The sequence below is a fragment of the Klebsiella sp. R390 genome, from assembly GCF_051131745.1.
Lineage (GTDB): Bacteria > Pseudomonadota > Gammaproteobacteria > Enterobacterales > Enterobacteriaceae > Klebsiella.
The window spans coordinates 2191201-2203272 of sequence record NZ_CP180445.1; the positions used below are offsets into that span (position 1 = coordinate 2191201).

Below are 12072 nucleotides of genomic sequence, written 5' to 3' on the forward strand. Positions count from 1 at the left end.
ACGGCTTAACAAAACCCCAACAACTTAGGGTTGAAAAAGTGACGCGAACCCAAATAATTCTTATATATAAATCTAGACGTATCGAGCGCGTTTATTGTGTAAAAAGACACGCTTCGTTACAACCTTAACCACAACTTATGTTTTTGAGAGGCCAACCGTGAGTCTATTTGATAAAACGCATCTTGTCGCCCAGGCGGATGCGCTACCAGGACGCAACACGCCCATGCCGGTGGCAACACTTCACGCAGTCAATGGCCACTCCATGACCAATGTCCCAGACGGGATGGACGTTGCGCTGTTCGCGATGGGCTGTTTCTGGGGCGTCGAACGCTTGTTCTGGCAGCAGCCTGGCGTTTATAGCACCGCTGCAGGCTATACCGGCGGCTACACGCCGAACCCAACCTACCGCGAAGTCTGTTCGGGTGAAACCGGTCATGCCGAAGCGGTACGTATCGTTTACGATCCGCAGGTCATCAGCTACGCACAGCTGTTACAGGTGTTCTGGGAAAATCATGACCCGGCACAAGGGATGCAGCAGGGGAACGACCATGGCACCCAGTACCGCTCGGCGATCTATACGCTGACCCCGGAGCAGGATCAGGCGGCCAGGGCCAGTCTGGCCAGCTTCCAGGCGGCGATGCGCGACGCCAACGATACCCGTACCATCACCACAGAAATTGCCTCAGCGAAACCGTTTTACTATGCCGAGGACGATCATCAGCAGTATCTGCACAAAAATCCGCACGGCTACTGCGGCCTTGGCGGGATTGGCGTCTGTCTGCCTCCGCAGGCCTGAAATGGTGAATCGCTGAAGTGAGTAATTAACGCTCTGGCGGCTTTACAGTAGCTTACGCTATACTACCCTGTGTTATAGCCGGTCCAGTGCCTTCGGACCGGTTTTTTATGTATTCCACATTAGCGTTATCAACTTCCCTTCCGAGGATCTGGCCACATGGCTAGATAAACTATGTTAAACAGTATTTTAGTAATACTTTGTCTGATTGCCGTCAGTGCATTTTTTTCGATATCGGAAATCTCACTGGCAGCCTCACGTAAAATCAAACTCAAACTGCTGGCCGATGATGGCAATGTGAACGCGCAGCGCGTTCTCAAAATGCAGGAAAACCCTGGGATGTTTTTCACCGTCGTGCAAATCGGCCTGAACGCGGTGGCCATTCTCGGCGGTATCGTCGGCGATGCTGCATTTTCACCGGCTTTCAACAGCCTGTTAAGCCGCTATATGTCAGCGGAACTGTCCGATCAGCTCAGCTTTATTATCTCCTTTACCCTGGTCACCAGCCTGTTCATCCTGTTTGCTGACCTGACTCCGAAACGCATCGGTATGATTGCGCCAGAAGCGGTAGCTTTGCGCATCATCAACCCGATGCGCTTCTGCCTGATGGTGTTCCGCCCGCTGGTGTGGATGTTCAACGGCATGGCCAACAATATCTTCCGCCTGTTTAAAATACCGATGGTGCGCAAAGACGATATTACTTCCGATGATATTTACGCGGTGGTCGAGGCCGGCGCGCTGGCGGGGGTGCTGCGTAAGCAGGAGCATGAGCTGATTGAGAACGTGTTTGAGCTGGAATCCCGTACCGTTCCGTCCTCCATGACCTCGCGTGAAAATATTATCTGGTTCGATCTGCACGAAGATGAGCAGAGCCTGAAGAGCAAGGTGGCGGAACATCCGCACTCCAAGTTTCTGGTCTGTAACGAAGATATCGACCATATCATCGGCTACGTTGATTCAAAAGACCTGCTCAACCGCGTGCTGGCAAACCAGAGCCTGGTGCTGACCGGTGGCGTGCAGATCCGCAATACGCTGATTGTTCCGGATACCCTGACGCTGTCAGAGGCGCTGGAAAGCTTTAAAACGGCGGGTGAAGACTTCGCGGTGATCATGAACGAATACGCGTTGGTGGTGGGAATTATCACCCTTAATGACGTCATGACGACCCTGATGGGCGATCTGGTCGGCCAGGGGCTGGAAGAGCAGATCGTGGCGCGCGATGAGAACTCATGGCTGATTGACGGCGGCACGCCGATCGACGACGTGATGCGCGTGCTGGATATCGACGAGTTCCCGCAGTCCGGTAATTATGAAACCATCGGCGGCTTTATGATGTTTATGCTGCGTAAGATCCCAAAACGCACCGATGCGGTGAAGTTCTCCGGCTATAAGTTCGAGGTGGTGGATATCGACAACTACCGCATCGACCAGCTGCTGGTGACGCGGATCGACAACAAACCGACGGTGCTGGTCCCAAAGCAGGCCGAATCCACGGATAGCGAAAAAGAACCCGCATAACCCCCTTCCCTGAAACGAAAGGCAGAGATTCTCTCTGCCTTTTTTATTTGCCGAATGTGAAGCTGCTCACGCCACTCAGCCGATAGCAGATTTTTACTGCTCCATAGCGAAACGTTCATGACTCCCTTTTGCGCAAAAGGGTAACTTTGCTCGCGTCTCTACAATCATATTCCGATTCTCAGGAAACGAGGGTTATCATGATAGAAGCAAATAAAAATTACTATATCAGCTGTCTGTTCTTTCTCTTTTTCTTTATAGGCTGGGGATGCTGCTACCCCTATTTGTCATTATGGCTGACCGAAACCATCGGTATCAATTACACCGACGTTGGTCTGGTATATTCCTTTACCGCTATTATTGCCGTCTGCGTTCAGCCGTTATTTGGGTTTGTCTCCGATAAATTAGTTTATCGTAAAAACCTGATGTGGATGCTGGCCATTATTATTACCTTATTCGCCCCCTACTGGATTTACGTCTTCGCGCCATTATTAAAAATTAACGTCTTTCTCGGGGCGCTGGCCGGCGGCATCTATATCGGCATGGCCTATGGTGCCGGCTGCGGCATTTGCGAAGCCTATATTGATAAAGTCAGTCGCGCCTCCGGGTTTGAATTCGGTCGTGCCAGAATGTTTGGCGGCATTGGCGCCGCGATCGGCACCTTTGCCGCCGGCAAGCTCTACGGTATCGATCAGAACATGATCTTCTGGCTGGCGAGCTGCGCCGGGGTTTGCCTGCTGGTGATTGTCTGGAAAATGCAGATTAGCCCTCGCGCGCAAGGGGCAATGTCATCAGGAAAAGCCACGCCGGTGACCCTGCAGGACGCTACCTCGTTGCTGAAGATGAAGAAATTCTGGTTCTTCGCCATCTACATGATCGGGGTGGGTGCAGTGTATGAAACCTACGACCAGCAGTTCGCCATCTACTACAGCCATTTCTTTGAAAGTAAAGCGCGCGGCGCGGAAGTCTTTGGCTATTTAACCACCGGGCAGATTTTCCTCGATGCCGTGGTGATGTTTTTTGCCCCGTGGTTTGTGAATAAAATCGGCCCAAAAAACGCCCTGCTGTACTGCGGGATGATCATGAGCCTGCGCATCATTGGTTCGGCCTGGGCCGTTGGCCCGGTCTCTATCAGCCTGATTAAACTGCTTCACGGCTTTGAAAGTTCGGTATTACTGGTTGCTGCATTGAAATATATCACCGCCAACTTCAATCCACTACTTTCCGCCACCGTTTATTTAATCGGCTTCCAGTTTTCAAAAAGCTTTAGCTCTATTTTCCTTTCCACCGGTATCGGCCATATGTACCAGAGCATGGGTTTTACCAGCAGCTATATCGTGCTGGGCAGTATCGCCTTGTGCTTCACCCTGATCTCGGCCATTACGCTGAACAACGCGCGCATTTTTGCTCCGCAACCGGCGCCCGCTCATTAATTCAAGGAGGTAACCTGCATGTCGACATTATTTTATGGCGTGGCTTATTACGACGAATATATGCCGGAGGATCGTCTGGCGAAAGATATCGCCTTAATGCGTGAAACGGGAATTAACGTCGTGCGCATTGCCGAGTCCACCTGGAGTACCCTGGAGCCTCGGGAGGGCGTCTACAACTTCTACCATATTGACCGGGTGCTGGACGCAATGCACGAAGCCGGCATTGCGGTGATTATCGGCACGCCCACCTATGCCGTCCCGGCCTGGCTGGCGGCGAAACACCCGGACATTATGGTCACCACCGTCGAAGGGCAGCAGAAATATGGCCCGCGGCAAATTATGGATATCGTCAACCCGACCTTTCGGCGCTATGCCGAGAACATTATCCGTACCCTGATGGCGCACGTTCAGCATCACCCGGCGATAATCGGCTGGCAGTTGGATAACGAAACCAAGCACTACGATAATATTGGCCGCTATATGCAGGAAGGGTTCGTGCGTAGCCTGCGGGAACGGTATCCGGACCTCGACCAGCTTAATCACGATTTTGGTCTGAACTACTGGAGCAACCGCATCGACAACTGGCAGGATTTCCCGCCGGTTGAAAACACCATCAACGCCAGCCTCGCCTGCGCGTTTTCGCGTTATCAGCGTCAACAGGTGACGGAGTATCTGGCCTGGCAGGCGGAGATCGTGCGCGAGTATGCGCAGCCGCAGCAGTTTGTCACCCATAACTTCGATTTTGAATGGCGGGGCTACTCTTATGGCGTTCAGCCGCGGGTCGATCACGCTGCCGCCGCGCAGGCGCTGGATATTGCCGGGGTCGATATCTATCACCCCAGCCAGCAACACCTTACCGGGCGGGAAATCGCCTTTGGTGGCGCCATCACCCGTTCGCTGAAGCAAGGACAGAACTACTTCGTGCTGGAGACGCAGGCTCAAGGGTTTGCCCAGTGGACGCCGTTCCCGGGCCAGCTCCGGCTACAGGCCTTCAGCCATATTGCCTCCGGCGCGACGATGGTCTCCTACTGGCACTGGCATTCGATCCACAATTCGTTTGAGACCTACTGGAAAGGGTTGTTAAGCCACGATTTTTCGCGTAACCCCACCTGGCAGGAGGCGACCACCATCGGCGCCGACTTTGCCCGGCTGGCCCCGCAACTGGCCGAGCTGCGGGCGGAAAACGACGTCGCCCTGCTTGTCAGCAACGACGCGATGGACGCCCTGAATCAGTTCCGTCCAGGTGATGCCCAGGGCAATGTCTATAACGATATTTTCCGCCGCTTCCATGATGCGCTGTACGACCACAACATCAGCCTCGACATCATCCACGATGTCAACGAGGAGACCTCGCGTTACCGCACGTTGATTGTGCCGGGTCTTTATGCTGCCGATGATGGCCTGTTGACCCGTATCAATCGCTATATTGCCCAGGGCGGCAGAGCGTTGATTGGCTTTAAATCAGGCTTTAGCGATGAAAACGTCAAGGTACGTCACAGCACGCAACCGGGGATTTTGCATCAGGCCTGCGGCGTCAGCTACAGCCAGTTCTCGCTTCCGGAAGAGACCACCGTGGCGTCGTGCTGCCCGCATCTTGATTGTAGCGAGCACAACCAGGCCGAACTGTGGATGGAGCTTCTGACCCCAGAGGCCAACACCCGCACGCTGCTGCGCTATCAGCACCCTGCCTGGGGTGAATATGCCGCCGCCACTGATGCAGACTATGGCCAGGGCCGCGCCATCTATGTGGGCTTCCTGCCGCACAAGAGGCTCATCAGCCAACTGTTTGATTTACTCACCACCGACCAGACACTGCGTTCGCGCACGTCGGCATACCGCTATCCGTTGGTGGTCAAAAAGATGCGCAATCGCGACGGCAACCTGGTGAATTTTCTGTTCAACTACTCCGCTGACCCGCTGGATCTCATCAGCGAGAGCGCCGGGGAAAATTTACTGAGCGGCGAAAGCGTCCACGTCGGCCAGCCGTTGCGTCTCAAGGCCTGGGAATTTAGTATCATCGAAAGTTAACTGTATCGCGGCGCTCAGACGAGGAAACAATGGAACTGGATATCAATGAGCTATTGAATTTCTCGCCGTTGATGAAGACCTTTACCTTCAACGCCTGGGTTGTCGCGGGCTTTACGCCCATCACCCGCGGTTCAACGCTGGATTATTACATTAACCGCCCGCAGGGGATGAAAGGCTACATTATTAATTTCACCCTGCGCGGCCAGGCCCGCGCCAAAGCCGGTGACGGCTCCCTGCTGTGTCGCGAAAACGATATGCTGCTCTTTCCGCCCGGCGTTCCGCATCATTACGGGCGGGATGAACACAGCGATCACTGGGACCATCTGTGGATCTACTTTATTCCTCGCCCCTACTGGATAGACTGGCTGAAATGGGACCAGACGACCCATAATATTGGCAAAACCACGATTACCGACCCCGAACAACAGCAAAATCTGCGCGATCTGTTCTATGAGGTCATTCGCCACCATTCTGCCAGCGCCCCGCTGTCGGAAGCGCTGGCCATGAATGCGCTGGAACGCCTGATCCTTAACTGTTTTCAGCTTCAGCCCATCAGCAATCGCCACGCTCACGACCCGCGGATTAACGCCGTCTGTGCGTATCTCAACGAGCACATTGCCCAGGAAGTTAAAATTGAAACTCTGGCAGCGATGGTTTTCATCTCACCGTCAAGGCTGGCCCACCTGTTCAAAAATGAACTCGGGCAGACGGTGTACGCCTGGCGCGAGGCGCAGCGCATCAACCGGGCAAAATGGCTGATTCAGAGCACATCACTGCCGTTGAACAAAATTGCGCTGTCGGTCGGTTACGCAGACCCGGTCTATTTCACCCGGATTTTCCGCAAACATAACGACATCCCGCCGGGCGAGTACCGTAAACGTTATGCAATGATGAAGGACTAGAAACATCAACGGCTCCCGTGGGGAGCCGTCTTTTTTTACCGCATAGCTACATCGTTTTTCAGGTTACGCCAGCTCGGTTTGCAAACGCAGAACCTGACGATTAACCTCAGACATCACAGACAAATGCTGCTTGTCCTTGACCTTCGGGATAAGGATTTTTCCCTTATCAAACTCAAAAGCGCCAACATCCTTGATGTATAACCGTCCGCGGAACAGGATCTTCACGTACTTCGCCACTTGCAGCGGATTGTAGCGTTGGAAAATTTTCATTGTTGTCTCCTGCCAGGGTTACGCTCTTGTGGTGCCACACTTAGCCCACGATTCTGGAGCGCAAATTTAATGCCCTAAAACTATAGTTCAGAACCTCTGTAATACCCAGCATGCATAAGTTTATTTACCTTTTGATGACAATAATTAAGAACTATCGTTTCAAACATACGTAGAAATGAGTATAAGTGGCCGATTTTCTTCGAATATGTGCGTTAACACGCAAACTGGCCTTCTGATTGCGTGTCACACCGATAAATCGCACTTATGCTTAAGCCAGACCAAGTGGTCGGATCACCTGCATATAATAAGGACCCATCATGACCCTACGTACATTTCTGGCGGCTTCCTGCCTCCTGTTCCCGCTGATAGCATCAGCGCATAACTTTGTTGATGGCCAGCGCGTCGCGCCGGTTGGCATTGCCGACCGGGGAGAATTAATGCTGGATAATGATAAGTTTAGCTACAAAAACTGGAATAGCTCGCAGCTGGCAGGAAAAGTTCGCGTGGTGCAACACATCGCCGGTCGCACCTCGGCGAAAGAGAAAAATGCCACATTGATCGAGGCGATAAAGGCGGCGAAATTCCCGCACGACCGCTACCAGACCACCACCATCGTCAACACCGATGACGCCATCCCAGGCTCCGGTATGTTCGTGCGTAGCAGCATTGAGAGCAACAAACAGCTCTACCCCTGGTCGCAGTTTATTGTCGACAGCAACGGCCTGGCCCGCAAAGCCTGGCAGCTGCAGGAAGAGAGCTCAGCCATCGTGGTGCTGGATAGTGAGGGCCGCGTGCAGTGGGCCAAAGATGGTGCACTCACTCAGGAAGAAGTGCAGCAGGTGGTCGCGCTGCTGCACAAACTGCTTAGTAAATAGAGACCCGGAAGCCGGGGTTGAGGAACGATTCACGCGGCGTGTAGTCCAGAGTACGCCCTTGCCAGTCGTGAACGTGCGCCCCGGCAGCAACCGCAACCGCATGGCCGGCAGCGGTATCCCAGGTGCTGGTCGGCCCGAAGCGCGGATAAAGCTGGGCCTGACCTTCCGCCACCAGGCAAAACTTCAGCGATGAGCCGATGGAAGTCGTTTGATGTTCGCCGAGCTGCTCCAGATACTCCTGCAGCTCAGGGTCGTTACCGTGAGAGCGGCTGATGACCACCAGCGGCGGTCGGCCATCACGCACCTGAATTTGCTTGCGCCGTCCGCACTCATCTTTCCAGGCTTTGCCGTTTTCCGCACAGTACAGCACCTTCATGACCGGGGCATAGACCACGCCAAGCACCGGTTTGCCGTTTTCAATCAACGCGATATTGACGGTGAACTCACCGTTACGTTTGATAAATTCTTTGGTGCCATCCAGCGGATCCACCAGCCAGTAACGCTGCCAGTGTTGACGCACATCCCAGCCTGGCGGGTCTTCCTCAGACAGCACAGGGATGTCCGGCGTCAGCGCCAGCAGACCGCTCATAATCACGCTGTGAGCCGCGAGATCCGCCGCGGTAACCGGAGAATCATCTTTCTTGCTGGCTACGTCCATCGGTTGCTTCCCATCATAGACATCCATGATGGCATCACCTGCACGCCGTGCAAGCTCACATACTTGTTCTAACATTCTCCACCTCGTCTGGTTACAGTGGCGTTAACTCGTTGTTTTAGTTATATCGCATCGGTGCGAGTTCCGCTATCTGTGATAGTAATGGCGGTTTCATAGTGCAAATTTCGGCATGATTCACACTTCTGTAAGCAACAGAATGTACATACATTTTCTACTGTGCCATTGCTCATGAAAAGGATGCCTCTGATGATGAAGTTTAGCGTAACGTTACTGGCCACGCTGGTCGCGGCCAGCGTGAACGCCGCCACCGTCGATCTGCGGATCATGGAAACCACCGATCTGCACAGCAATATGATGGATTTCGATTATTACAAAGACGCCGCCAGCGAAAAGTTTGGTCTGGTTCGCACCGCCACGCTTATCGAAAAAGCCCGCCAGGAGGCGAAAAACAGCGTGCTGGTTGATAACGGCGACGTTATCCAGGGTAGCCCGCTGGGTGACTATATGGCGGCAAAAGGACTCAACAAAGGCGACGTTCACCCGGTCTATAAGGCAATGAATACCCTGGATTACACGGTGGGCAACCTCGGCAATCACGAATTCAACTACGGCCTCAATTTCCTGCACAAAGCGCTGGCCGGGGCGAAATTCCCCTACGTGAACGCCAATATTATCGATAGCAAAACCGGCCAGCCGATGTTTACGCCATACCTGATAAAAGAGACCCAGGTTCAGGACAGCGATGGCAAAACCCAGACGCTACGCATCGGCTATATCGGTTTCGTGCCGCCGCAAATTATGACCTGGGATAAAGCGAATCTCAGCGGCAAAGTCAGCGTCAACGACATCACCGAAACCGCGCGGAAATACGTGCCGGAAATGCGTGAAAAAGGCGCCGATGTGGTGGTGGTCATTGCCCACTCGGGGCTCTCCGCCGATCCGTACCAGGCAATGGCGGAAAACTCGGTGTACTACTTAAGCCAGGTGCCCGGCGTGGACGCCATTATGTTCGGCCACGCGCATGCGGTATTCCCGGGGAAAGATTTCGCCAGCATTAAGGGCGCGGATATCGAAAAAGGCACGCTGAACGGTATTCCCGCCGTAATGCCCGGCATGTGGGGCGACCACCTGGGTATCGTGGATTTGGTGCTGAACAACGATACCGGCCACTGGCGGGTCGCGCAGGCCAAAGCCGAAGCGCGGCCGATCTATGACGCGGTGGCGAAGAAATCGCTGGCGGCAGAAGATGCGAAGCTGGTGCAGGTACTCAAAGCCGATCACGATGCGACCCGCGAGTTCGTCAGCAAACCCATCGGCCAGTCTGCCGATAACATGTACAGCTACCTGGCGCTGGTACAGGACGACCCCACCGTGCAGGTGGTGAACATGGCGCAGAAAGCCTATGTCGAACACTATATTCAGGGCGATCCGGATCTGGCGAAACTGCCGGTGCTCTCCGCTGCCGCACCGTTTAAAGTCGGCGGCCGTAAGAACGACCCGGCCAGCTTCGTCGAAGTCGAAAAGGGCCAGCTCACCTTCCGTAACGCCGCCGACCTGTACCTCTACCCCAATACGCTGGTGGTGATGAAAGTCAGCGGCAAAGAGGTCAAAGAGTGGCTGGAATGTTCTGCCGGACAGTTCAATCGCATCGACCTGAGCAGCAGCAAACCGCAGTCATTAATCAACTGGGACGGTTTCCGCACCTACAATTTTGATGTGATTGATGGCGTGAACTACCAGATTGATGTCAGCCAGCCGGCACGCTACGACGGCGAATGCCAGATGGTTAACCCGCAGGCGGAACGCATTAAGGATCTGACCTTTAACGGTAAACCGATTGACCCGGCCGCCACCTTCCTCGTGGCTACCAATAACTACCGCGCCTACGGCGGCAAGTTTGCCGGCACCGGCGATAGCCATATTGCGTTTGCTTCCCCTGACGAAAACCGCGCGGTACTGGCGGCCTGGATCGGCGCCGAATCGAAAAAAGCCGGTGCCATTCACCCGTCTGCCGATAACAACTGGCGCCTGGCGCCGCTTCACGGCACGGTGCCGTTGGATATTCGCTTTGAGACCTCGCCGGGTGAGAAAGCGGCGGCGTTTATCAAAGAGAAGGCGCAGTATCCGATGCACCAGGTTGCCACCGACGATATCGGCTTTGCCATTTACCAGCTGGATCTGGGTCAGCCGAAACCTTAAGCCTCAGCCACCTGCTCGTGGTTTGCCAGAACCGCGGGCAGGTTCAGCTCGATCCAGTCGGCCAGCGCCGCCACTTTCTCGCTCACCTGCTCACCAAGCGGTGTCAGGCTATACTCGACGTGTGGCGGCACCACCGGTCTGGAGAGCCGATTGATAAAGCCATCCTGCTCCAGCGCCTGCAGCGACTGCGCCAGCATTTTTTCACTCACGCCGCCCATCTTGCGACGCAGCTCGCTGAAACGATGGGTGCCGCCGCGTAACGCCACCAGAATGAGTACTCCCCAGCGGCTGGTCACATGTTTGAGCACATCGCGTGACGGACACTGCTCGGCAAACAGGTTACCGTCGCGCATCTGTTCGCTCAGGGTGGGATTCACGTTCTTCATACTTACCTTTTTGTACGTACTTACTAAAAGTTAGCTAAGGTGTTAGCTTACCACAACTGCCACTGAACACGAAGGAGAAGACCCATGATCGCAATTACCGGCGCTACCGGCCAGCTTGGCCACCTGGTACTACAGAATCTGTTACAGACCACCGCGGCCAGCCAGATTGTGGCCATTGTGCGTAACCCGGCGAAAGCCGATTCCCTGAGCCAGCAGGGCGTGGTGGTTCGCCAGGCCGACTACACCGACGAAGCCGCATTTACCGCTGCCCTGCAGGGCGTGGAGAAGCTGCTGCTGATCTCTTCCAATGAAATCGGCCAGCGTACGCCGCAGCACCGTAACGTCATTAACGCCGCGAAAGCGGCCGGCGTGAAATTCATCGCCTATACCAGCCTGCTGCACGCGGATACCTCTCCGCTGGGCCTGCACGTAGAGCATGTGGAGACCGAGAAATTACTCGCCGACTCCGGCATCCCTTACGCACTGCTGCGCAACGGCTGGTACACCGAGAACTATCTTGCCAGCGCCCCGCCGGCACTGGAGCACGGCGTCTTTATCGGTGCCGCTGGTGAAGGAAAAATCGCCGCAGCAACCCGCGCCGATTATGCCTTAGCGGCAGCGCGCGTGATCGCCGAAGAGGGCCACGCCGGGAAAGTGTATGAGCTGGCCGGTGATAGCGCCTGGACCCTGAGCGAGCTGGCCGCAGAGCTAAGCAAGCAAAGCGGTAAAAACGTGGTCTATCAGAACCTGAGTGAAGCCGATTTTGCAGCGGCGCTTAAGGGTGTTGGCCTGCCGGCTGGACTGGCAGAGATGCTCGCCGATTCAGACAGCGGCGCCGAAAAAGGCGGCCTGTTTGACGACAGCCGTACCCTGAGCAGGCTGATCGGCCGCCCGACCACATCGCTGGCAGAAAGCATCAGCGGCATTCTGTAACCGTTGCAAAAAGGTTAATTTTTGTAGCATCCCGGCGGGTCATCCCCAATAATAACTGGAGA

The 12072-nt window shown here is 54.7% G+C and carries 11 protein-coding genes; 8 read left to right on the forward strand and 3 right to left on the reverse strand.

The window, feature by feature from the left end:
• Positions 1-157 precede the first annotated feature (157 nt).
• The 5 genes from msrA to araC all read left to right on the forward strand — a co-directional run bounded on the left by msrA (position 158) and on the right by araC (position 6671).
• Positions 158-796, forward strand: a complete 639-nt coding sequence (msrA, locus tag ACMYSP_RS10165; protein WP_434586627.1) for a peptide-methionine (S)-S-oxide reductase MsrA — start codon at positions 158-160, stop codon at positions 794-796.
• A 171-nt stretch (positions 797-967) separates the two neighbouring features.
• Positions 968-2311 (forward strand): hemolysin family protein, encoded by a 1344-nt coding sequence (locus ACMYSP_RS10170; protein WP_434586629.1) that lies wholly within the window; start codon positions 968-970, stop codon positions 2309-2311.
• Between the two features lie 197 nt (positions 2312-2508).
• Positions 2509-3741 carry an oligosaccharide MFS transporter gene (locus tag ACMYSP_RS10175; RefSeq protein WP_434586630.1) on the forward strand — a complete coding sequence of 411 codons (1233 nt, stop codon included), beginning with the start codon at positions 2509-2511 and terminating at the stop codon, positions 3739-3741.
• Positions 3742-3759: 18 nt separating this feature from the next.
• The gene (locus ACMYSP_RS10180; RefSeq protein WP_434586631.1) at positions 3760-5769 is read left to right on the forward strand and encodes a beta-galactosidase; all 2010 of its coding nucleotides are present in this window, start codon (positions 3760-3762) and stop codon (positions 5767-5769) included.
• A gap of 29 nt (positions 5770-5798) precedes the next feature.
• The gene (araC, locus tag ACMYSP_RS10185) at positions 5799-6671 is read left to right on the forward strand and encodes an arabinose operon transcriptional regulator AraC (protein ID WP_434586632.1); all 873 of its coding nucleotides are present in this window, start codon (positions 5799-5801) and stop codon (positions 6669-6671) included.
• A gap of 63 nt (positions 6672-6734) precedes the next feature.
• Here the strand turns inward: araC and ACMYSP_RS10190 are convergent, their stop codons facing one another.
• Positions 6735-6941, reverse strand: a complete 207-nt coding sequence (locus ACMYSP_RS10190; RefSeq protein WP_088883510.1) for a DUF1107 domain-containing protein — start codon at positions 6939-6941, stop codon at positions 6735-6737.
• A 317-nt stretch (positions 6942-7258) separates the two neighbouring features.
• Between ACMYSP_RS10190 and ACMYSP_RS10195 the strand changes: the two genes are divergently transcribed.
• Complete coding sequence (locus ACMYSP_RS10195; RefSeq protein WP_123757871.1) at positions 7259-7816, forward strand: YtfJ family protein; 558 nt, start codon at positions 7259-7261, stop codon at positions 7814-7816.
• Here the strand turns inward: ACMYSP_RS10195 and cysQ are convergent.
• Positions 7806-8549 (reverse strand): 3'(2'),5'-bisphosphate nucleotidase CysQ, encoded by a 744-nt coding sequence (gene cysQ, locus ACMYSP_RS10200; protein WP_434586634.1) that lies wholly within the window; start codon positions 8547-8549, stop codon positions 7806-7808. The genes ACMYSP_RS10195 and cysQ overlap by 11 nt on opposite strands.
• 189 nt (positions 8550-8738) lie before the next feature.
• Here cysQ and ACMYSP_RS10205 point away from each other — a divergent pair, with 189 nt between their 5' ends.
• A complete protein-coding gene (locus ACMYSP_RS10205) occupies positions 8739-10691 on the forward strand; it encodes a bifunctional 2',3'-cyclic-nucleotide 2'-phosphodiesterase/3'-nucleotidase (protein WP_434586636.1) in 1953 nt (650 codons plus the stop codon).
• On the opposite strand, the gene ACMYSP_RS10210 is transcribed toward ACMYSP_RS10205, so the two are convergent.
• Entirely contained in the window at positions 10688-11077 is a 390-nt protein-coding gene (locus ACMYSP_RS10210; RefSeq protein WP_434586638.1) for a winged helix-turn-helix transcriptional regulator, read from the reverse strand. The genes ACMYSP_RS10205 and ACMYSP_RS10210 overlap by 4 nt on opposite strands.
• A gap of 84 nt (positions 11078-11161) precedes the next feature.
• Here ACMYSP_RS10210 and ACMYSP_RS10215 point away from each other — a divergent pair, with 84 nt between their 5' ends.
• Positions 11162-12010, forward strand: coding sequence for an SDR family oxidoreductase (locus tag ACMYSP_RS10215; protein WP_434586640.1), 849 nt, complete (start codon positions 11162-11164; stop codon positions 12008-12010).
• Positions 12011-12072: the final 62 nt, after the last annotated feature.

What these genes read in the sequence shown, in the direction of transcription:
- ACMYSP_RS10175 (WP_434586630.1), top strand. Translation starts at nt 2,509, where the DNA reads ATGATAGAAGCAAATAAAAATTACTATATCAGCTGTCTGTTCTTTCTC.
- ACMYSP_RS10170 (WP_434586629.1), top strand. Translation starts at nt 968, where the DNA reads ATGTTAAACAGTATTTTAGTAATACTTTGTCTGATTGCCGTCAGTGCA.
- cysQ (WP_434586634.1), bottom strand. Translation starts at nt 8,549, where the DNA reads ATGTTAGAACAAGTATGTGAGCTTGCACGGCGTGCAGGTGATGCCATC.
- ACMYSP_RS10190 (WP_088883510.1), bottom strand. Translation starts at nt 6,941, where the DNA reads ATGAAAATTTTCCAACGCTACAATCCGCTGCAAGTGGCGAAGTACGTG.
- ACMYSP_RS10210 (WP_434586638.1), bottom strand. Translation starts at nt 11,077, where the DNA reads ATGAAGAACGTGAATCCCACCCTGAGCGAACAGATGCGCGACGGTAAC.
- ACMYSP_RS10205 (WP_434586636.1), top strand. Translation starts at nt 8,739, where the DNA reads ATGATGAAGTTTAGCGTAACGTTACTGGCCACGCTGGTCGCGGCCAGC.
- araC (WP_434586632.1), top strand. Translation starts at nt 5,799, where the DNA reads ATGGAACTGGATATCAATGAGCTATTGAATTTCTCGCCGTTGATGAAG.
- ACMYSP_RS10180 (WP_434586631.1), top strand. Translation starts at nt 3,760, where the DNA reads ATGTCGACATTATTTTATGGCGTGGCTTATTACGACGAATATATGCCG.
- ACMYSP_RS10215 (WP_434586640.1), top strand. Translation starts at nt 11,162, where the DNA reads ATGATCGCAATTACCGGCGCTACCGGCCAGCTTGGCCACCTGGTACTA.
- ACMYSP_RS10195 (WP_123757871.1), top strand. Translation starts at nt 7,259, where the DNA reads ATGACCCTACGTACATTTCTGGCGGCTTCCTGCCTCCTGTTCCCGCTG.